We start from the raw sequence: 18767 nt of genomic DNA on the forward strand, positions 1-18767 counted from the left end.
TTCCATCATCATCCGTGCTTCGCCTTGGGTGCCTGCGCTTCGAGTTCCTGACGCACCGCCGCCATGTCGCGGACGATGTCGGGCGCCGGGTCCGGCACGCTCAGCTTCAGCCCCTCCAGCGCCTCTATGATCGTTTCCATCACCAGCAGCCGTGCCATCCATTTCCGATCGGCGGGAATCACGAACCATGGGGCGCTGGGCTGGGCGGTATTGTGGATCGCCTCGCGATAGGCCGTCCGGTAGGCGTCCCAATGCTCGCGCTCCCGCGCGTCGGCGATCGAGAATTTCCAGTGCTTTTCGTCCTGGTCGATCCGGCGGAGAAAGCGTTTCCGCTGCTCTTCCTTCGACAGGTTCAGGAAGAATTTCAGCACCACCGTGCCCTGCCGCGACAGGTAATGTTCGAAATGCCTGATATCGCGATAGCGCTCTTCCCAGATCGCGCCATCGCGCAGGCTGGCCGGGATCTTCTGCTTCACCAGCAGTTCGGGATGAACCCGCGTGACGAGAACCTCCTCGTAATGGCTGCGATTGAAGATCCCGATCCGTCCGCTGGACGGCGCGGCCAGATGCACGCGCCACAGATAATCATGCGCCAGTTCGACCGGTCCCGGCTGCTTGAACGAGGTCACCGTCACGCCCTGGGGATTCACCCCGGACATCACATGCTTGATCATCCCGTCCTTGCCGCCGGCATCCATCGCCTGGAACACCAGCAGCAGCGACCATGTGCTGTTGGCGTAGAGCAGTTCCTGCAATGCCGAGAGGCGCCTTACCCCCTGGCGCAGCAGATGCTTGCCCGCCGCCTTGTCGATATCCGCGATCCGGGCGATGCGGGTAGGGTGCTGCGCGAGGTCGAAATTCGTGCCGTCCGTAATCCGGCTGCGATGTAGCAGCGTCTTGAGGTCGATCGCGTTCTCCCCCACGATCAGACCTCCAGCCCCCGGGCCACGGCCAGGCCGCCGGCCGCCTGGCAGGTCGGCATCATCTCGATGCGGTTGATGTTGACGTGCGCGGGCAGGCCCAGCACCCAGGCCACGGTCTCGGCGATGTCCTCGGGCTGGATCGGGTGCGTATCCTGGTACACGGCGGCCGCCTTGGCATCGTCACGCAGGCGTACATTGCTGAATTCGCTGCCGCCACACAGGCCCGGCTCCAGATTCGTCGCCCGTATCTTCGTGCCCAGCAGGTCGCAGCGCAGATTGCGCATGAACTGCGCCACGAACGCCTTGGTGCCGCCATAGACGTTGCCGCCCAGATACGGGTAGGTACCGGCGGTGCTGCCGATCGAGACGATATGGCCGCGATCGCGCGCCACCATGCCCGGCAGCAGCGCATGGGTGATTTCGACCAGACCGGCGATATTGGTCTCGATCATCTGCCGCCAGTCGGCCACCGCGCTATCCTGCGCCTTGCCCACGCCCAGCGCCAGGCCGGCATTGTTGATCAGGATATCCACCTCCTGCCATTCCGCGGGCAGGCTGGCCGGCAGCGCGCGCAGGGCGGCGGTGTCATCCATGTCCAGCACCAGCGGCAGCAGCGCCGGCCCGAGCGATCTGGCCAGCGCCTCCAGCCGGTCGCGGCGGCGCCCCGTGGCGATCACCCGATAGCCGTCGCCCACCAGCCGTTCCGCGATCGCCTTGCCGAAACCCGCCGTCGCCCCCGTCACCAAAACAATCTTCGTCATCGCTGGATGCTCCTTCGCCATTTTTGCCGTGAATAGTTAAGCGCCAATGCCCGTGTCGTCGCAAATCGGGCCGCCCCGGTTGCAATGCCCAGCGGTTCTTGGTCTATGTAAAAAGAATGTTTCCGCTATCCCAGACCTCGGCCGACTCCCTCACGGGCTCCCTGCTTGTCGCCTCCCCGGCCCTGGCGGACAGTCCTTTCGCCCGTACCGTGATCTTTCTCTGTGCCCATGTGCCCGGAGAAGGCGCGATGGGGCTGATCGTCAATCGCCGCTTGTCGCAACCGGGCCTCGATGACGTGCTGGAACGGCTTGGCATCGACCCGGTGCCGCCGCGCCGGCGGATCGGGCTCTGCGCCGGCGGCCCGGTGGATGGCGGCCGGGGCTTCGTGCTGCATTCCTCGGACTGGCGCGGCGACAGCAGCCTGTCGGTCGATGACGGCAGGACACTGACCGCCAGCCTGGACGTGCTGCGCGACATCGCCGACGGCGCCGGCCCCCGCAACGCCCTGCTGGCGCTGGGCCACGCAAGCTGGAACGACGATCAACTGGAAGACGAGATCATCCGCCGCAACGCCTGGCTCCCCGCCCCGCCCAGCGACGAGATCCTGTTCGGCCTGGACCACGGGGCCAAATGGCGCCAGGCCCTGGCGACCATCAATATGGATCCCATCCACCTAACCCCCCAAGCCGGCCGAGCCTGATCGGACAGGCGCGCTGGTGACGATCCGGCGCGGGGTACTCTCGCTCACCAGCCCGCCCGATCAGGCTCCGCAAGATGGACTCTGGGACAATAAGGCGACGGAACGCAGAGCAAGAGGCGGCGCCCCCAGCTCTGCTGGGTTCGGGCAAAGCTCAGGCGTTTCTCAGGCTGTCCAGCGGAAGGACGGCACGCAGGCTACCGGGGCCAGACCGGCCGAGGACGCTTGCGCTTCGGCGAGGGCCGTGTCGTCGCCGATCATTTCCTGATGGATGCCGCCCAGCACCCAGCAGCCATCGACCCCAACCGCCTTGGCCCCGCGCATGTCGGTGGCCAGCGCGTCGCCCACGGCCAGCACGCGCGCGCGCGGCACGTCAAGCATACGCAGGACCGGGCCGTAGACTTCCGGATGCGGCTTGCCGATCCAGCGGACGGCGCAGCCTTTCTGCTCGTACAGGCTGGCCAGCAGGCCGGCACAGATCAGCCGCCGGCCGCCCCGGATCACTTCCAGATCCGGGTTGGCGCACACCATTTTCAGCCCGCGCGCGGCACAGGCATCCAGCACCGGCAGATAGGGCGCGGGATCGCCTTCGCCCTGCTGCTGGTTCGGCCCGGTATTCAGGATGAAATCGGCCTCGGCAGGGTCTTCGACCCGTTCCAGATCCAGTCCTTCGAACAGATTATAATCCTTCGGCGCCCCCAGATGCAGCATCCGGCGGCCGAGCCCGGCGAACCAGGGGTCGGTGCGCTCGGCCAGCAATCCGCGCGTATATTCGCCGCTGGTCATCACGCCGTCATACAGATCATCCGTCACGCCCATGGCGCGCAGCCCGTCGCACACGACCGAGACCCGACGCGGCGCGTTGGAGAGCAGAACGACCCGCTTTCCCGCCGCGCGCAGGGCCGCCAGTGTATCCCGCGCCCCCGGATAGGGGCTGACGCCGTCATGGATCACGCCCCAGAGATCGACGATAAAGCCGTCATACTGTTCGGCCAGCGGTGCGAACCCATCAAGGAAACGCATCATGCGGTTCCCTTCGCGTCGGCCAGCGTCTCGAACCCTTCGGCGTTGAGGGCGCGGACGGTCTCGTGCTTCAGGCGCTGCACGATCCCCGGCCCTTCATAGGCGAAGGCGCTGTAAAGCTGCACCAGATCCGCCCCGGCACGCACCCGGTCCACGATATCGGCCCCGGTTTCGATCCCGCCACAGGCCACGAGGGTCAGCCGGCCGGCGGCAACCTGCGCCACCTCGCGCAGTACCGTCTCGGCCAGGGGGCGCAGTGGGCGGCCCGACAGGCCGCCGGCTTCAGTGGCATACGGGCTGCGCAACCCGTCGGGCCGCGAGATCGTCGTATTGGTCACGGTCACGCCCTGCGCGCCGCCGGCAATCACGGCCTCGATCACCGGCCCGATATCGTCGCGGGCCAGATCGGGCGCCAGCTTGACCAGCAGCGGAGGCCGATCGGGGTGGGCCTCGGCGATCGCCTGAAGGATGGCCTGCAACCGGTCGGCCTGTTGCAGGTCGCGCAGGCCGGGCGTGTTGGGCGATGACAGATTCAGTACAATATAGTCCGCATAATGCTTCACCCGCCCGACCAGGCGGGGATAGTCGCGCTCGGGGTCGGCACCGTTCTTGTTGATGCCCAGATTGGCGCCCACGGGTACCCGCGCGCCGGCCCCCGTGCCCTTGGCCGGCAGGCGATGCAGCCGCGCCATGCGCACCGCGAACCGGTCGATGCCCTGATTGTTGAAGCCCATCCGGTTGATGATCGCCCGGTCTTCCGTCAGCCGGAACAGGCGCGGACGCGGATTGCCTTCCTGCGGCAGCGGCGTCACCGTGCCGGCTTCGACAAAGCCGAACCCGACCCGCGCCAGCGGCCGGATTACCTGGGCGTTCTTGTCGAAACCCGCGGCGATGCCGATCGGATTGGGAAAGCGCAGCCCCATCGCCCGCACTGACAGGGCCGGATCGTCACGGCCCGAACCGCTGCCGCCCCCCAGACCGAGCATGAGAGCATTCAGGGCGAGGCGATGCGCCTCCTCCGGGTCCAGCCGCCGCACCAGCTTCATCGACAGATTCGACACGATATTCATCATGACCCAATTTTCTGCCGTACATCCCGAGGCGTTGAAAGGGCCTCGCAGGAAAAACCCTCCCGGAGCATGACAATGAAATTGTCAGAACCAAAGCGGAACCGTCCATGCCCCGTGAGCCGCGAAGAGCCTTCGTGAAAATGTGGCCTGGTGAGCGAGAGTGCCGCGCAGCGGCACGCCCGTCGTGTGTTTCCGAGCACCGAAGCGGAGCGGCCTTGATGGCCGTGAGCACCGGCGCGCAGGAAACGCGCGTCGGATCGCCGCCAGACCGCCTTTGCACGAAGGCTCTCAGGCGCCGGCTACGCCTTGGCCTACCATATCAATCGGCCGCACCAGACGATCGAAGGTTTCCGCATTCACCAGCCCGGATCGCAAAGCAGCCTCGCGCAGCGACAGGTCATGCTCCATCGCGTCATGGGCGATCGCCGAGGCACGGTCATAGCCGATGGTGGGCGCCAGCGCCGTCACCAGCATCACCGATCCCTCGACATAACGGCGAATCCGCTCGAGATTCAGTTGCGTGCCCTCGACCGAGAAGGTCCGGAACGACCGGCAGCCATCGGCCAGTATCCGCAGCGAATGCAGCACGTTCGCGATCACGACCGGTCGCATCACGTTGAGTTCGAACTGCCCCTGGCTCCCTGCGAAGGCAACGGTGGCATCATTGCCCAGGATCTGGGTGCAGATCATGACCATGGCTTCGCACTGGGTCGGGTTGACCTTGCCCGGCATGATCGACGATCCGGGCTCGTTCGCCGGCAGCGACAGTTCCCCCAGCCCGCAGCGCGGACCGGAGCCCAGCCAGCGCATATCGTTGGCGATTTTCATCAGCACCACCGCGCATCCGCGAATGGCGGACGACACGCGCACCATCGCATCCAGCCCGGCGAGAGCAGCGAATTTATTGGGCGCCGTCACGAACGCCGCACCGGTCAGTTCCGCCAGCCGCGCCGCGATCGCCTTCCCGAAACCCGCCGGCGCATTCAGCCCGGTTCCCACCGCCGTGCCGCCGGCCGCCAGTTCCAGCACGCCCGCGCGCGCGGCTTCCACGGTGCGCATGGCATCGCGAATCTGGTGCCCCCAGCCCGACCATTCCTGACCGACCGTCAGCGGCACCGCATCCTGCAGATGGGTGCGGCCGATTTTCACGACATCCTGCCATTCGCGCGATCGGGTTTCGATCAGCCCGGCCAGCGCATCCAGTTCCGGCAGCAGGCGCGCGTCGATCCCGCGCACCGTCGCCACATGCATGGCGGTGGGAAACGTGTCGTTGCTGGACTGCCCCATATTGACGTCGTCGTTGGGATGGATCGGTTTCTGGCTACCGACCTCGCCACCCAGCAACTGAATCGCGCGATTGGCGATAACCTCGTTGACGTTCATGTTGGTCTGCGTGCCCGATCCGGTCTGCCAGACGAACAAAGGGAAATGTGCGTCCAATTTCCCGTCGGCGACTTCGTCCGCTGCCTGCATGATGGCGGCGGCCTTCCAGTCGGGCAGGCGCCCGGCCGCCTGGTTGACCAGCGCCGCCGCTTTCTTCACGACGCCGTACGCCCGGCAGAGTTCCAGCGGCATCCGGTCGGTGCCAATCGAAAAATGGATCAGGCTGCGCTGGGTCTGCGCACCCCAGTAACGATCGGCCGGCACGGGCAGCGCGCCCATCGCGTCATGCTCCTGCCGCTCGCCCTGCGCATTCAGGCCGATCGGCAAATCGGCATGCAATCGGTATTCGGACATGTCGTCATCCTCCGTCACGTCAGATTACGTCGCCGCGACCGGCAGATCCGGCCAGCCGCCCGCGGCACGGTGCCACCCCGGCCGGCCCACCGTCCACCGAATCCCCATCACCAATTCGGCATGAATCGCGAGACCCCCGCCACGGACATGCCAGCCCCCCACGCTGTCCAAACAGCGCAACGCCCCGTACCGGAAAGCGCGCATGACGCAATGCGGACAATCACTGTCAGGCTTCCCGCGCCAGGCATCTTTCGCGACACCCTTTGAAACAAGCCCCAAAGAAAAAGGGGCGACACGTCCATGACGTGTCGCCCCCTTTCCGAACGAAGCGCTTTCACCTGCGGCGCGAGGCGCCGGGCGGTGATTAGTGGCCGCGCGCCGCTGCCAGACGCGCCAGACGCACCTGCTTGCGCGCCTCGCGCGCTTCACGCCACGCATCGACCGCCGTGCGATCGCCTTTCGCCATGCGGCGGCCGGTTCCACGCTGCGGCGTCGGCGCGGCCTTGGCGGCAACCACCTTCTTGGCCGGCGCGGGCGCCTTGGCACCCTTGGCCGGAACTTTCGCGGCCTTCGCAACAGTCTTCGCGGCAGGCTTCGCCGCCGCCTTCACCGCGACCTTCGGCGTCGGCTTGGCCACTTCCTTCGGCGCGGCCTTGCGGCCAGCGGAAGCCTTGGCCTTCACAACCGGGGCCTTCACCTCCGGCGCCGGTGCCGCCTTGACCGACTTCGTCGGGGTTTTACGGGCTTTTACCGAAGCCGGCTTCGTCTCCACGACCGCAACGGCACGGGCCTTCGCACCCCGCTTCGGAGCCTCGACCGGCGCGGCGACCACAGGGGCGGCCTTCCGACGGGTGGGCGCCTTGGCCGGCGCCACCGGCGCCGCCACGACCGCGGCCTTGCGCGTGGCGGTGGTCTTGGCAGCCGCCTTCTTGGCGGGCTTGCGGGGCGATGTCACCGCTTCTTCCGCAACGGGGCCAACCTTCAGCGTCGTGCGCGGCGTGCCACGGCGGCGCGCGGGCGCAGGCGCGACGGGAGCCACGACCGGCTCGGCCGCCACCTTGGCCGCCTTGGCAACGCGCGTGCGGCGCGCCGGCTTTTCCTCGACCTTGGCCGCGACGGGGGCCGGCGCGACAGGCGCCGTTTCGATCTTGGAGGCGGCGGCCTTGGCCTTCCCGCGTCCACGCTTCACAGGCGTCGCCTCGGGCGCCGCCGGCGCCGTCACCACGGTCTCGACATCCTTGCGGGACGCCCGGCGCCGGGTGGCTTTCGTCTCATCACTCATTACTGGTGCAACCTTTCGTTGTCTCAACAACCGACAATCCGTCCGGGGACCGTGCGCCATGGCGACATGATCGGAAACCGGAATCCTGAAAGACCGTTTTCATTCCCCGCCATCACCGATGGCTCGCCTGGGTGTCGGGTAAAAATATCTTTCTTCTTTGGCATCATCTCGGCGTTGCAGCCGCTGCTGTCAAGTCAAAGCATGAACCATGCCTCATTTTTTCTTGCACACCCGCGAACGCTGTCATGCCGGATCACAACACGGTTCCGGATAAATTATCATTGTTCTTTATTATTTATGGAATTTTCCAATTGATACAAAAAATCACGTTTCTTTCGCCATCCCCCTCACGACTACCCATCCGCCATGCCGCGACGCGGGGGAAGAGCGACCGGAATCCCGCGTCGCACTGGCCGGGAGCGGCGGAGGCGGGAAATCGGCCGTACCGTCAGCCGATTTTCCGGCGGCTTCCGCCCGGTTGCCCCGCGCCCGGGGAATCGGCAGGCCCGCCTGATTTCGAAAGTCTTCGAACCAACAGGCAGGAGTATCATCGCGGGATCTCGGAGCCCGGCAACGGCGCCCTGTTCCCCGAATGGCATGCATCCGCACACGCCCAGCCATGCGCTCGTCAGATACAGGACGGCAGACCAATCCGCCCCGCGCATCTCAAGCCACGATCGCCGCATTTCACGATCATCCGGCCTTCACCGGCATCGACGGCCATGAAGCCGACCCGCCATGCCGGCCATGCCGGCCATGATCTGGTTGAGCCATCCGGTGCCGGATGCGATATCGCGTTCCACCAGCGCAAGATTGGTCAACCACTCGGACAGCCAATCCACCGGCGCCATCACCGGGCCGCCGACCTCCGGCGTGGGGATGAGGTCGAGGGGTCCTTCCACGGCCTGCCTGCCGGCGGCCCGATCATCGCGATGCCGGGCGATCCGCGCTTGCTTTTCCGCATCCCATGCGCGGGCGGTGGCGATAGAGATCCAGGAGGCCGGGCATGCCGGCTGTTCCCGATCGCACGTTCTCCAACACCAGCGTGCGGTCGCACAGTGCCCCTGTTGCCAACGATACTCCCCTGCCCGTCTCCTGATCTCTTGCGCCCGGACGCATAACGCCACACAAGACTCGTCATGCAAGTCCATCCCCACGCCACCACGACTTTTTCAAGCATGGCCGACCTGCACGCCGCGTGCGTCGACCTCCCGCCTCCCGACGACGCGACCCGGCGGGCCATCGCCACGCGCGAAGCCACATTGACGAAGCCGGCCGGCAGCCTCGGCCGCCTGGAGGAACTCACCGCCTGGCTGGGCACATGGCAAGGGCGCGCGGTGCCGGTTCTGGAGCATGTGCGGATCGTGATCTTCGCCGGTAATCACGGGGTCGTTCGGCAGGGCGTTTCGCCGTGGCCGGCCAGCGTGACCGCCCAGATGGTCGGCAATTTCTCCGCCGGCGGAGCCGCGATCAACCAGCTCGCCCGCCTTGCGGATGCCAGCCTGACCGTCATGCCGATGGCGGATCTGGCACCGACCGACGATTGCACGACCGCCGCCGCCATGACCACGGCGGCCTTCCTGCACGCCGTCACGACCGGCTACGCAATGGTCGGCACGCAGACCGACCTGCTGTGCCTGGGCGAGATGGGAATCGGCAACACCACGTCTGCGGCCGCACTGGCGGCGGCCCTGTTCGGCGGCACCGGGCGCGACTGGGCCGGACGCGGCGCGGGCCTGGATGCGGAAGGCGTGGCGCACAAGGCGGCGGTCGTCGATCTCGCCCTGGCCCGTCATGCCGCCTGCCGGAACGATCCGCTGATGGCGGCGCGGGCCCTGGGCGGCTACGAGATGGCGGCCATCCTGGGCGCGGTGCTGGCGGCGCGGCATCAGCGCATTCCGGTTCTGCTCGATGGTTTCGTATGCAGCGCCGCCGCCGCGCCGCTAGGGCGGCTGCACGCCACCGGGCTGGCCCACACCTGCCTTTCGCACCGCTCGGCCGAGGCCGCGCATCACGCGCTGGCCCGATATATGGGCCTGGACCCACTGCTGGATCTGGGCCTGCGGCTGGGCGAAGGCTCCGGCGCCGCGCTCGCCGTGCCGCTGCTGCGGGCGGCGCTGGCGTGCCATACCGGCATGGCCAGCTTCGCCGAGGCGGGCGTCAGCGGGCGGACATGAACTGGTGGGACCGACGCCGCGCCGATCTGGCCGCCGGCATCGGGCTGCTGACGCGGTTCCCCGTGGGCTGGCTCTCGTCCGGCGGGGCCGGGATGGATCTGGGCCGCTCGGTCTGGACCTGGCCGCTGGTGGGCCTGTGCCTCGGTGCGGCCGGCGGCCAGGTTCTGGACAGGCTGGCATCCATGGGGCTGGAGCGTCATCTGGCCGCCGCCTGGGCGGTCGCGCTTCTGCTCGTGCTGACCGGCGGATTGCATGAGGACGGGCTGGCCGATACCGCCGACGGGTTCGGCGGCGGCCGCGATCCGGCGCGCAAGCTGGCGATCATGCGCGACAGCCGGATCGGCAGCTACGGTGCCATGGCGCTCGGCATGGCACTGCTGGTCCGCGTGACCGCCGCGGCGGCGGCCCCGCACCCCGCCGTCGCCATGGCCGTTGCCGGCGGGCTGGGCCGGGCCGCGATGGCCGCCCTGTCCGCAACCATGACACCGGCCCGGCAGGATGGGCTGGCCGCCACGCTGCTTCGCATCCCTCGCCCCGCGCTGACGGCCTGCCTGCTGGCACCTTTCTTCGCCGCGCTGCTGGTGCTGCCGGCCGGTATCGCGCTTCAGTCCTGTTTCGTCGCAGTTGTCGCCACCTTCCTGCTGGGCCGCCTGGCACGGCAACAGATCGGCGGCCTGACGGGTGACGTTCTCGGCGCCACCGCCATCAGCGTCGAATGCTGCGTCCTGAGCCTGCTGAGCGTCGCCGTGCCGCCGGGCTGACCGGGCGCACCCATCACATACGCATGATTACCGCCGCCCCGGCTTGCGCGACGCCACGGCCGCACCAGATGTCTGTCAGGAGCCTGAATCCCGATACGGGCCGGTCGCAATCCGGCCTGTATTTCCCAGCAGGTTCCCAGGCGCATGCGATCCGCACGCCGGCAATCTGGGTGGAAGGAACACAGGTCATGGACAACAAACGCCTGGCCGGAATCCCCGGCGACGACAGGGTAATGAACAGAGGTCGGCAGATCATCGGCGGGGTCATCGTCGTGGCCGTGCTGGTCGCCGCGATCATCGCCAGCATCCTGGTGTCGCCGACGATCATCGGCCCCTGAAGCCCATCGATAGCCGATAACGGTCTTTGGGCGGGAAGAGTCTCGGCGCGGCTTCTCAAGCGGGTTCCGGTTCAGGCATGATCCGCCGGACCGGAATCCGCCGGAACCCCGATCGAGGATCATGCAGGACGTGACGGCCTATCTCTATCTCGCCATGGCCATCGTCGCCGAGGTCTTCGCCACATCGTTCCTGAAATATACAGACCAGTTCACCCGGCCGGGGCCGACGCTGCTGACCGTCGGCGGCTATGGGCTCGCTTTCTTCTTCCTGTCGCTGACCCTGCGCGCGATGCCGACAGGCATTGCCTACGCCATCTGGTCGGGCGCGGGCATCGTGCTGGTTTCCACCATCAACTGGATCTGGCTGAAACAGCGCCTCGATGCCCCGGCCGTGGCCGGCATGGCGCTGATCGTGCTGGGCGTCGCCGTCATCAATCTGTTCTCCCGCACCACCGGGCACTGACCGGCGGAGCGGATCGGGGTCAGTGAACCTGCAACTGGGCCCGTGCCTCGCCATCCGGGCGGGCGGCGGTATGCAGATTGACGTAAATATGGCCAGCGCGAAGCATCGTAACCTGCTCGGACGTCAGGATCACCGCGCCGCTTAACGGGCTGGTATAGGGCCCCTTGATCGGTGCCAGCACCCCGGCATCATGGTCCGCATCGGCCGGACCATGAAAATGGGCGGCCATGACGGCGCCGCTCAACCCGCGCCATACGATGCGATAGGTCAGCAGATTCCGTTTTTCGTTCAATCTGCCCGTCACGGTTCCCGTCGGATGCTCGTTCGCACCGGCCACCGGGACGAATTCGCCGGTCACCTGGACGGTACGCGCCTCGGCCGGAACAATGGCCGCGACCGGGGCAGCCATCAGCAGGCCGGCGAACAGCAGGGAACGACGCATGATCCGGATCTCCGTTGAAACAGGCAAGACAGAACACGAACCCGATGGGACGCGGCCGCGCCGCGCCCGCAGGCATCATGCCGACACCATCATGCCGACAGTCAGATATCCAGACCGGCCGACCGGTTCAGGGCCGAAAGTTCCGGATCGATCCGCGTATCGACAAATCGCGCGAGCTGAATGCCACAGGCAATGAGCAGACCCGACGCCAGGCTCATCATTCCCAGATAGACCATTATGCCCTCCTGATGAAAACCAATCCGATCGTGTCTGTAATGACCGCCACCTGTGCTCGAATCATGGCAAGAGGTGGGCTTTTTTTCAGCAGCGGTCACTCTCCGTCCGGTCCGAATCCGGCTCCCCCGCACTTCTATACGCAGGCGAACAGATATTCCCGTTAACTTAATAAGACGCGGACTGAATACCGCGCCAACGCCCGAAGGCGGCCCAAGGTTGCGCCGCCATGCGGCCGCCCTTTCCATCCACCGGAGGACTGGACAGCCTCCCGCCGCCACCACACATCATAGGTCTGGCAATCTGAGGAAATCGCAGCCATGTCCCGCTTCGCCGACAATGACGACCGCCCGGCCGACGCCGATGCCGGAAAGCACGAACAGGCGCGCCGCCTGGCCGAAGCCGCGCTGAAGGCCGAGGAAGAAGGCGATCAGGCCCGCGCCGACGAACTGTTCGCCGAGGCCGACCGCACCGATCCGCAGGCCGTGGAAAATGTGCTGATGGAATGGCCGGACCACCCGCGCGCGCAGCGCCACGCGCGCCGCTGATGGGGTTTCGACGCCCGGCCCGTTCCGTTTCGACGGAACAGGCTTTTTACGAAGCCTTCGGGCCCGCGTCCTCGGCATTGCGGCGCAACTGCGCCGCCCCTTCGGCCACGGCCTTCCACGCTGCCTGGGCCAGCGCCTTGCGGCTGGGAAAGGCGTCGGGATCGAGCGGCGGATGCAGGATCACGCTGGCGCGCATCGAACGCCATTGCAGAAGCTGCCAGACATGCGGCGCCAGGTCCATGTCGCCATACCAGGAAAAGACCGGCCGGCGATGGCGATTGACATTCAGCCCGTCCAACTGGTCATAGACCAGCGAAACCGGCTGGATCAGCGGCGCCATGCCGGGCGCATAGGTCAGCATCGGCGGGTCGGCCTCGGCCCCCTTGCGCATGGGCGGCATCTTGGCGATCGCGAAAAAGGCCGACATGAAGGGCAGCACGCGCATGCCGTCCGATGACGTGCCTTCGGGGAACAGGACCAGATTGTCGCCCTCGATCAGGCGGCTGACCATTTCGTCCCGCTCGCGGCCGGTGGTGCTGCGCTGGCGGCTGACGAAGATCGTCCGCCCGATGCGCGAGACGGTGCCCATGATCGGCCAGGCGCCGATATCGCCCTTGGCCACGAACACCGACGGCAGCACCGTGCCCAGCACCGGCACATCCAGCCACGAACAATGGTTGGACACATAGATCACCGGCCGTTCGCCGCGCGCCCGCGCCCGGGCGCCGCCCACGGTGCCGGCCCTGGTGCCGATCACGCGGATCTTCATCGACAGCAGCCGGCACAGCACGCCCCAGATCACGCGGGTCCAGCGGATCTTCGCCGTGCCCGGCACCAGCAGCAGCAGGGCCTCGAACGACACCGACGAAGGCACCCAGCAGGTGATGGCGAACAGGCGCACGGCCGCCCGCAGGCGCGCCGACAGGCGGCTACCCGATGGAACGGGCGGGCTTTCCATGTCTGCGGAGGACAGATCGGGTCGGGCCGAGCCCCGGGTCGGCCCAGGCCGGCGCGCGCTCATGGACCAACGGCCCGGTGGAGAACAAGGCAATACCGGCTACGGCAGGGAACGAACTTCATGAACCGATCATAACCCGGTTGGGAGGCTGCATCAAAAGCCCCGCCTGGGGGCCGCCTGACAGCGGTCATGCATCACCAAACGGCCGCCATGTCAATGAAGGCCGCTCGCCGCGCCCGTCATCACATGGCCGACAGGTTGGCGAACAACCCCGGCGATCCCACGTTGGGGTTCCGGTGCATGCGCCAATAGGGGCACACACCGAATAACGGAGGGTCATCATGTCGAACGACACGAAACCGACGCCGCCAAAACCGGACGACAAGAAGCCGGACCACACGACCGAGCAGGACGAAGCCAACCTGGACGAGGAACTGAAGGACAGCTTCCCGGCCAGCGACCCGCCCTCCTCCGGCCACGCGACTTCGCATTGACAGGCAATCAGGCAGGACAATCTCCACAGCCAGGGGGCGAGCAAGAGCGCGGGCCCGCGGACACGGCGCGCTCTGCGCCCGTCGCATGCCGGACATCCCATGTTCGTGATCTCCGGCCCCCTGCGCGGGGTCCTCGTCGATTCCCATGTAAGGGGCAGGGTCACCGCCTCCCTCCCGCTCACCGTCATTTCGCGAAGCCGGCGGTCAACCCGTCCCGGATGGAAAGATGGGAACAAGGGAGATTGTCCATGACGACAGCACATTCAGGCGCCGGCCCCGAGCCAGAGGCCGAATCCCCCCTGTCAGCCAGGTCACCGGAATGGACGGCCTGCCTGGAGGAACTCCTTGCCAGCGGCGAGCCGCGCAATGGCTACGATACCCTGCTGCACCGGGCCGCCGATATCGGCCTGTACGACGTGGTGCGGGCGTGGAGCATGACCGACACGCCGATGCCGATCGATCAGATGACGGTCCGCCTCCTGCTCCCCGCCGAAATGCTGGCCGTGCTTACCCGCGAGACGGCCTGGAGCGACGACGAGGCCCTGACGGCCCTGGCGACCGAGCTACCCCTCGCCGTACGACGGTACAGCACCCGGCAGCGTTTCAACCGCTTCGGCCATACCGGCTGCCACGGCGAAGACCCTGTCCGCCGCTAACACGCCGTTTGGAATGAGGCTGGTGCAGCCCGCATTTCAGCATTGTCAGCCCCGGCCGCAGACCCTGCCTGGAAATGCGGGCTGGTGAGCGAGAGCATCGCACAGCGGCACGCCCGTCGTGTGTTTCCGCGCGTCGGATCGCCGCCAGACCGCATTTCCGCATTTTCAGCCCCGGCCGCAGACGCTGCCTGGAAATGTGGGTTGGTGAGCGAGAGTGCCGCACAGCGGCACGCCCGTCGTGTGTTTCCGCGCGTCGGATCGCCGCCAGCCCGCATTTTCAGCCCCGGCCGCAGACCCTGCCTGGAAATGTGGGCTGGTGAGCGAGAGTGCCGCGCAGCGGCACGCCCGTCGTGTGTCCGCGAGCACCGGAGCGGAGCGGCCTTGATGGCCGTGAGCACCGGAGCACAGCGGACGCGCGTCGGATCGCCGCCAGCCCGCATTTACAGGCAGGGTCGGTCAGTAGCCGCGGTGGCGGTTGACTAGCCCAACCGGTGCGTCGCCCCGTTGCAGCAGTTTCAGGTTCTCGATCACCTGCGCGGCGGCGCTGGCCGGCGTCGTGTCGCTGGCCACGTGCGGCGTGATGGTGATGCCGGGATGGTCCCAGAACGGATGATCCACCGGCAGCGGCTCCGGCGTCGTGACATCCAGGATCGCATGGGACAACTGGCCGGATGCCAGGGCATCAAGCAGGTCCTGCTCCACCAGATGGCCACCGCGCCCGCAATTGACCAGCGCCGCCCCGCGCGGCATGGCGTTGAAACGGGCTGCCGAGAGGATACCGCGCGTCTCGTCGGTCAGCGGCAGCAGGCAGATCAGGATGTCGGTCCGGGCGAGGAACGGCTGAAGCCCTTCGGCCCCGGCAAAGCACGTCACGCCGTCGAGCGCATGCGCCCCCCGGCTCCAGCCGGCGCAATCGAAGCCGAACGTCCGCAGGCGCTCCAGCAGGGCACGCCCCAGCACGCCGAGCCCCAGCACGCCCACCCGCCGGTCGCGGGCCAGCATATAGGGGAGGCCCTTCCATTCATGGGCGGCCTGCCCCCGCTGATAGGCCGGGATCTGCCGATGCAGGGCCAGCGTGGCCCAGGTACCATACTCCACCATCATCCCGGTCAGCGCCGGATCGACGATCCGCACCAGGCTGACGGTATAGGGCAGGTCCAGCGAGAGAAACTGGTCCACCCCCGCGCCTTCCGAGAAGACGACCCGCAGATTCGGAAAGCGCTGCGCGAGATCGGGCGGCGCTTTCCAGGTCAGCAGCGCGGTGATCTCCGCCGGGTCGCCGCATTCGGGCCATACCCGGACATCGAGATCGGGAGCCGCCTGATGCAGCGCCGTGCGCCAGGCCGCCGCCCGGTCGCGTGAAGTTCTGACAAGCAACGCCATTTCATGCCATCCCGCGATGTGCCCGGCCACGATATCGGCGCCGGAAACCCGTGATTTATGGGCCATTTCTCCCATTCCCGGCAAGCGCCCCGCCGCCGGCGTCAGGGTACATCCAGCGCGAGGGCGAACTGCGTGCCCGATGCGGCGGTCTCCCCATCATCGAGGTTCGAAAGCGTCACCCCCAGCAGCCGCACCCCCATTTCGGGCGGAAAGAACGGCCGCATCAGCCCCACCGCGACGTCCCGCAACGCGGCGCGGGATGCCAACGGCGCGGCCAGTGAACGAGCCCGACCGGTATGGCGGAAATCGGCATAACGGACCTTCACGGCGACCGTGCGCCCGCCCAGCCCGCGCTTGCCGCAAGCCTCCCACACCCGGTCGACCAGTGCGTCCAGCACCGCCAGGGCCTGCTCCCAATGATGGATATCCTGCTCCAGCGTGCGTTCGGCGCCGATGGATTTGCGCTTGCGGTCGGGCTCCACCGGCCGCTCGTCCACCCCGCGCGCAATGCCATGATAAAACGCGGCGGCACGGCCGAAATGCCGCGCCAGGCGCTCCATGTCCCACCCCCGCAGATCCAGCCCGGTGCGGATGCCCAGCGCGTGCATGCGCGCCGCCGTGGCGGGGCCGATGCCGTGAAACCGCTCGACCGGCAAGGTCTCGACAAAGCGCGGGCCCATGCGCGGGGTGATGACATACTGCCCGTCGGGCTTGCGGTAGTCCGACGCCAGCTTGGCGAGGAACTTGTTGTACGACACGCCGGCCGAAGCCGTCAGCCCGGTCTCCGCACGGATCGCGGCCCGGATGTCCTCGGCGATCGCGGTGGCGGAGGGATGCGCGATCAGCGATACCGTCACATCCAGATAGGCTTCATCGAGCGAAAGCGGCTGGATCAACGGGGTATAGCGGGCGAAAATGGCGTGGATCTGGGCCGAGACCGCCCGATAAACATCAAAACGCGGCGGCACGAAGACGAGTTCGGGACATTTGCGCCGCGCGGTGACCGACGGCATGGCCGAACGTACGCCGTAGTGCCGCGCCTCGTAACTGGCGGCGGCGACCACGCCCCGCTGCCGGCTGCCGCCGACGGCGACCGGCCGGCCCCGCAAGGCCGGATCGTCCCGCTGCTCGACCGACGCATAGAACGCATCCATGTCGACATGGATGATCCGCCGGATCACGGGCTCCGCCTCTTCCCGCCGCGCCACGACTTTACCCGCAGGGCCGGAAAGGCGCCGCCCCGGCACGCGGCCGGGACGGAATCTTCAGGCTCAGTTCTTGTTGCAAAACACTTTCTTGACCACGAAAGCCAGCGCCGCAACCAGACCCACGGCCAGGATTCCCTTCACGCAGGGGGACTTGATCTTACATTTCGTCGGACATTCAGCCATCGGTCTCACTTCCTTGGATGCAACATCCGGGGCGCACGTGCCCCGGTGCCTGCGGTATTTTATCCGCCTCTCCTTCTCCCTGACTAGTGCCGGGAATCCGGAATGTTCAGATTTCCGTTTCTTAACCTTAGACAAATCAATCTTTTAGCGACCATTCATGCGGAGAGATGCTCCCATGCGCCGACGGATTGCATCAGGATCCGCTCTAGCCGGCGAGCGGCCGCACCGTATCGCACACCGCCGGATCGCCATCCGGGGCATAGGGCAGGCGCAGCACGTCATGCAGATAATCGCGCGTGGCGCGGCACACGGCACCGGGGGTGCGCGAGCGCAGCGGGGAGGCGATCACATGGCTGTCGGCCCGCGGGAAATCCACCTGCCGGCGCATGGCCGCCGGCGTGCCCAGTTGCCCGAACATCCCCAACATCGCCGGCACCTCCACCGTCGGGTCGGTATGCGCCGGATCGCGGTCGTAATAGCCGAGGAAGACCGGCACCGTGACCTGGCGAAACACCGGCGCGACCATGCGCCCGCGCGTCAGTTCGGCCAGCGCGACATAGCCATCGACATGCACATCCCCGGTCCAGACCGGCCCCAGCGCGGGCGCGTGCGTCACGTCATGGCCGTGATTATGCACCAGCCACATCAGCTGCAGTCCCCACGGCCAGAACAGCGGGTCCAGCTGGTTCCCCCGTTCGCGCACCAGCGGCGACCACAGAACCAGCCCGGCGAGCGCCCGCGGAAAGCGTGCCGCGAGGTCCAGCGCCAGGGCTCCGCCGGTGGAGGTGCCGATCACGATCACCCGCTCGCCGATCGCCCCGCCGATCGCCAGCGCCCGCGCCGCCCCATGCGCCAATTGCTCCGCCGTCAGGCCACGCATCGCGTCCGGCGCTTGCAGGCCATGGCCCGGCAGGCGCGCCAGATAGAGATTGCAGCCGAACAGATGGGCGAGATCGGCGTGGACCGGCGCGCCCTCGCCCTGGCTGGCGGTAAAACCATGCAGATAGACGACAGCGCAGGCGGTGCGCGCGGGATGCGCCGGGTCGGCCCAGACGATCCGCGCCCCGGTGCCGGGGCGCAGGGGCCCCGCCGCCGCTTCACCAGCCGCGATCCAGGCCGCCAGCACGGCGGGGTCGGCGGGCACGGCCGGCATCGTGAGCACCCCGTTCCACGGCCGCACGCGCGGCCCCAGCCCGACCGTCAGCCCGACCATCAAGCCCAGCATCCCCGCCAGCAGGGCGATCCGTCGTCCGCTCATCGCCGGGTCCAATTCTCAAACTCACGCATGCGTCCTATACCGAAATGTGTTTGAGAAAATAGAGCGTTGTTTTTATAAGCGTAAATATTGCCTCATTCTCCACCTTCCCTCATACTCTCCGACGGCAATACGGAATCGTTACCTGCCTAGGATCTCGATAGTTTGTTCAC

At 67.1% G+C, this 18767-nt stretch carries 21 protein-coding genes; 8 read left to right on the top strand and 13 right to left on the bottom strand.

The window, feature by feature from the left end; translation table 11 throughout:
- Window positions 1-8 precede the first annotated feature (8 nt).
- Window positions 9-926 (bottom strand): polyphosphate kinase 2 family protein, encoded by a 918-nt coding sequence (locus tag ACMAUO_RS05545; RefSeq protein WP_420357212.1) that lies wholly within the window; start codon window positions 924-926, stop codon window positions 9-11.
- The gene (locus ACMAUO_RS05550; RefSeq protein ID WP_420355943.1) at window positions 926-1684 is read right to left on the bottom strand and encodes an SDR family NAD(P)-dependent oxidoreductase; all 759 of its coding nucleotides are present in this window, start codon (window positions 1682-1684) and stop codon (window positions 926-928) included. The genes ACMAUO_RS05545 and ACMAUO_RS05550 overlap by 1 nt, the downstream gene beginning before the upstream one ends.
- A gap of 116 nt (window positions 1685-1800) precedes the next feature.
- On the opposite strand from ACMAUO_RS05550, the gene ACMAUO_RS05555 reads away from it, so the two are divergent.
- The gene (locus ACMAUO_RS05555; RefSeq protein WP_420355944.1) at window positions 1801-2385 is read left to right on the top strand and encodes a YqgE/AlgH family protein; all 585 of its coding nucleotides are present in this window, start codon (window positions 1801-1803) and stop codon (window positions 2383-2385) included.
- Window positions 2386-2547: 162 nt separating this feature from the next.
- Here the strand turns inward: ACMAUO_RS05555 and ACMAUO_RS05560 are convergent, their stop codons facing one another.
- From ACMAUO_RS05560 to ACMAUO_RS05580, 5 genes are all read right to left on the bottom strand, one after another.
- The gene (locus tag ACMAUO_RS05560) at window positions 2548-3405 is read right to left on the bottom strand and encodes a TIGR01459 family HAD-type hydrolase (protein WP_420357213.1); all 858 of its coding nucleotides are present in this window, start codon (window positions 3403-3405) and stop codon (window positions 2548-2550) included.
- On the bottom strand, window positions 3405-4475 hold the full coding sequence (locus ACMAUO_RS05565; protein ID WP_420357214.1) for a quinone-dependent dihydroorotate dehydrogenase: 1071 nt from the start codon (window positions 4473-4475) through the stop codon (window positions 3405-3407). The genes ACMAUO_RS05560 and ACMAUO_RS05565 overlap by 1 nt, the downstream gene beginning before the upstream one ends.
- A gap of 288 nt (window positions 4476-4763) precedes the next feature.
- Window positions 4764-6212, bottom strand: a complete 1449-nt coding sequence (gene fumC, locus ACMAUO_RS05570; RefSeq protein WP_420355945.1) for a class II fumarate hydratase — start codon at window positions 6210-6212, stop codon at window positions 4764-4766.
- Window positions 6213-6576: 364 nt separating this feature from the next.
- Entirely contained in the window at window positions 6577-7521 is a 945-nt protein-coding gene (locus tag ACMAUO_RS05575; RefSeq protein WP_420355946.1) for a hypothetical protein, read from the bottom strand.
- 677 nt (window positions 7522-8198) lie between these two features.
- Window positions 8199-8645, bottom strand: coding sequence for a bifunctional adenosylcobinamide kinase/adenosylcobinamide-phosphate guanylyltransferase (locus ACMAUO_RS05580; protein WP_420355947.1), 447 nt, complete (start codon window positions 8643-8645; stop codon window positions 8199-8201).
- Here ACMAUO_RS05580 and cobT point away from each other — a divergent pair.
- The 4 genes from cobT to ACMAUO_RS05600 all read left to right on the top strand — a co-directional run bounded on the left by cobT (window position 8634) and on the right by ACMAUO_RS05600 (window position 11233).
- Entirely contained in the window at window positions 8634-9671 is a 1038-nt protein-coding gene (gene cobT / locus ACMAUO_RS05585; protein WP_420355948.1) for a nicotinate-nucleotide--dimethylbenzimidazole phosphoribosyltransferase, read from the top strand. The genes ACMAUO_RS05580 and cobT overlap by 12 nt on opposite strands.
- On the top strand, window positions 9668-10432 hold the full coding sequence (gene cobS, locus ACMAUO_RS05590) for an adenosylcobinamide-GDP ribazoletransferase (RefSeq protein WP_420355949.1): 765 nt from the start codon (window positions 9668-9670) through the stop codon (window positions 10430-10432). The genes cobT and cobS overlap by 4 nt, the downstream gene beginning before the upstream one ends.
- Window positions 10433-10620: 188 nt before the next feature.
- Window positions 10621-10770: a hypothetical protein gene (locus ACMAUO_RS05595; protein ID WP_420355950.1), complete on the top strand. Its 150-nt coding sequence runs from the start codon at window positions 10621-10623 to the stop codon at window positions 10768-10770.
- 130 nt (window positions 10771-10900) lie between these two features.
- Complete coding sequence (locus ACMAUO_RS05600) at window positions 10901-11233, top strand: DMT family transporter (RefSeq protein ID WP_420357215.1); 333 nt, start codon at window positions 10901-10903, stop codon at window positions 11231-11233.
- A gap of 19 nt (window positions 11234-11252) precedes the next feature.
- Here ACMAUO_RS05600 and ACMAUO_RS05605 read toward each other — a convergent pair whose 3' ends face one another.
- Both ACMAUO_RS05605 and ACMAUO_RS05610 read right to left on the bottom strand, forming a co-directional pair.
- A complete protein-coding gene (locus ACMAUO_RS05605; protein WP_420355951.1) occupies window positions 11253-11675 on the bottom strand; it encodes a CHRD domain-containing protein in 423 nt (140 codons plus the stop codon).
- 101 nt (window positions 11676-11776) lie between these two features.
- Entirely contained in the window at window positions 11777-12010 is a 234-nt protein-coding gene (locus tag ACMAUO_RS05610; RefSeq protein ID WP_420355952.1) for a hypothetical protein, read from the bottom strand.
- A 219-nt stretch (window positions 12011-12229) separates the two neighbouring features.
- Here ACMAUO_RS05610 and ACMAUO_RS05615 point away from each other — a divergent pair, with 219 nt between their 5' ends.
- Complete coding sequence (locus ACMAUO_RS05615) at window positions 12230-12457, top strand: hypothetical protein (protein WP_420355953.1); 228 nt, start codon at window positions 12230-12232, stop codon at window positions 12455-12457.
- A 46-nt stretch (window positions 12458-12503) separates the two neighbouring features.
- On the opposite strand, the gene ACMAUO_RS05620 is transcribed toward ACMAUO_RS05615, so the two are convergent.
- Complete coding sequence (locus tag ACMAUO_RS05620) at window positions 12504-13415, bottom strand: lysophospholipid acyltransferase family protein (RefSeq protein WP_420357216.1); 912 nt, start codon at window positions 13413-13415, stop codon at window positions 12504-12506.
- A gap of 341 nt (window positions 13416-13756) precedes the next feature.
- On the opposite strand from ACMAUO_RS05620, the gene ACMAUO_RS05625 reads away from it, so the two are divergent.
- Window positions 13757-13909, top strand: a complete 153-nt coding sequence (locus tag ACMAUO_RS05625) for a hypothetical protein (protein WP_420355954.1) — start codon at window positions 13757-13759, stop codon at window positions 13907-13909.
- Window positions 13910-14157: 248 nt separating this feature from the next.
- Complete coding sequence (locus tag ACMAUO_RS05630; RefSeq protein ID WP_420355955.1) at window positions 14158-14565, top strand: hypothetical protein; 408 nt, start codon at window positions 14158-14160, stop codon at window positions 14563-14565.
- A 456-nt stretch (window positions 14566-15021) separates the two neighbouring features.
- Here ACMAUO_RS05630 and ACMAUO_RS05635 read toward each other — a convergent pair whose 3' ends face one another.
- From ACMAUO_RS05635 to ACMAUO_RS05645, 3 genes are all read right to left on the bottom strand, one after another.
- Complete coding sequence (locus ACMAUO_RS05635) at window positions 15022-16014, bottom strand: 2-hydroxyacid dehydrogenase (RefSeq protein WP_420355956.1); 993 nt, start codon at window positions 16012-16014, stop codon at window positions 15022-15024.
- Between the two features lie 35 nt (window positions 16015-16049).
- Entirely contained in the window at window positions 16050-17156 is a 1107-nt protein-coding gene (gene dinB, locus ACMAUO_RS05640) for a DNA polymerase IV (protein WP_420355957.1), read from the bottom strand.
- Between the two features lie 388 nt (window positions 17157-17544).
- A complete protein-coding gene (locus tag ACMAUO_RS05645; RefSeq protein ID WP_420355958.1) occupies window positions 17545-18597 on the bottom strand; it encodes an alpha/beta hydrolase in 1053 nt (350 codons plus the stop codon).
- Between the last annotated feature and the right edge of the window lie 170 nt (window positions 18598-18767).

This window comes from Gluconacetobacter brunescens (assembly GCF_048695475.1).
GTDB lineage: Bacteria > Pseudomonadota > Alphaproteobacteria > Acetobacterales > Acetobacteraceae > Gluconacetobacter.

Coding starts and splice junctions, on each gene's coding strand:
- ACMAUO_RS05620 (WP_420357216.1), bottom strand. CDS start 13,415: ATGGAAAGCCCGCCCGTTCCATCGGGTAGCCGCCTGTCGGCGCGCCTG.
- ACMAUO_RS05560 (WP_420357213.1), bottom strand. CDS start 3,405: ATGCGTTTCCTTGATGGGTTCGCACCGCTGGCCGAACAGTATGACGGC.
- ACMAUO_RS05580 (WP_420355947.1), bottom strand. CDS start 8,645: ATGGACTTGCATGACGAGTCTTGTGTGGCGTTATGCGTCCGGGCGCAA.
- ACMAUO_RS05625 (WP_420355954.1), top strand. CDS start 13,757: ATGTCGAACGACACGAAACCGACGCCGCCAAAACCGGACGACAAGAAG.
- cobS (WP_420355949.1), top strand. CDS start 9,668: ATGAACTGGTGGGACCGACGCCGCGCCGATCTGGCCGCCGGCATCGGG.
- fumC (WP_420355945.1), bottom strand. CDS start 6,212: ATGTCCGAATACCGATTGCATGCCGATTTGCCGATCGGCCTGAATGCG.
- ACMAUO_RS05615 (WP_420355953.1), top strand. CDS start 12,230: ATGTCCCGCTTCGCCGACAATGACGACCGCCCGGCCGACGCCGATGCC.
- ACMAUO_RS05605 (WP_420355951.1), bottom strand. CDS start 11,675: ATGCGTCGTTCCCTGCTGTTCGCCGGCCTGCTGATGGCTGCCCCGGTC.
- cobT (WP_420355948.1), top strand. CDS start 8,634: ATGCAAGTCCATCCCCACGCCACCACGACTTTTTCAAGCATGGCCGAC.
- ACMAUO_RS05550 (WP_420355943.1), bottom strand. CDS start 1,684: ATGACGAAGATTGTTTTGGTGACGGGGGCGACGGCGGGTTTCGGCAAG.
- ACMAUO_RS05565 (WP_420357214.1), bottom strand. CDS start 4,475: ATGAATATCGTGTCGAATCTGTCGATGAAGCTGGTGCGGCGGCTGGAC.
- ACMAUO_RS05630 (WP_420355955.1), top strand. CDS start 14,158: ATGACGACAGCACATTCAGGCGCCGGCCCCGAGCCAGAGGCCGAATCC.
- ACMAUO_RS05555 (WP_420355944.1), top strand. CDS start 1,801: ATGTTTCCGCTATCCCAGACCTCGGCCGACTCCCTCACGGGCTCCCTG.
- ACMAUO_RS05635 (WP_420355956.1), bottom strand. CDS start 16,014: ATGGCCCATAAATCACGGGTTTCCGGCGCCGATATCGTGGCCGGGCAC.
- ACMAUO_RS05645 (WP_420355958.1), bottom strand. CDS start 18,597: ATGAGCGGACGACGGATCGCCCTGCTGGCGGGGATGCTGGGCTTGATG.
- ACMAUO_RS05595 (WP_420355950.1), top strand. CDS start 10,621: ATGGACAACAAACGCCTGGCCGGAATCCCCGGCGACGACAGGGTAATG.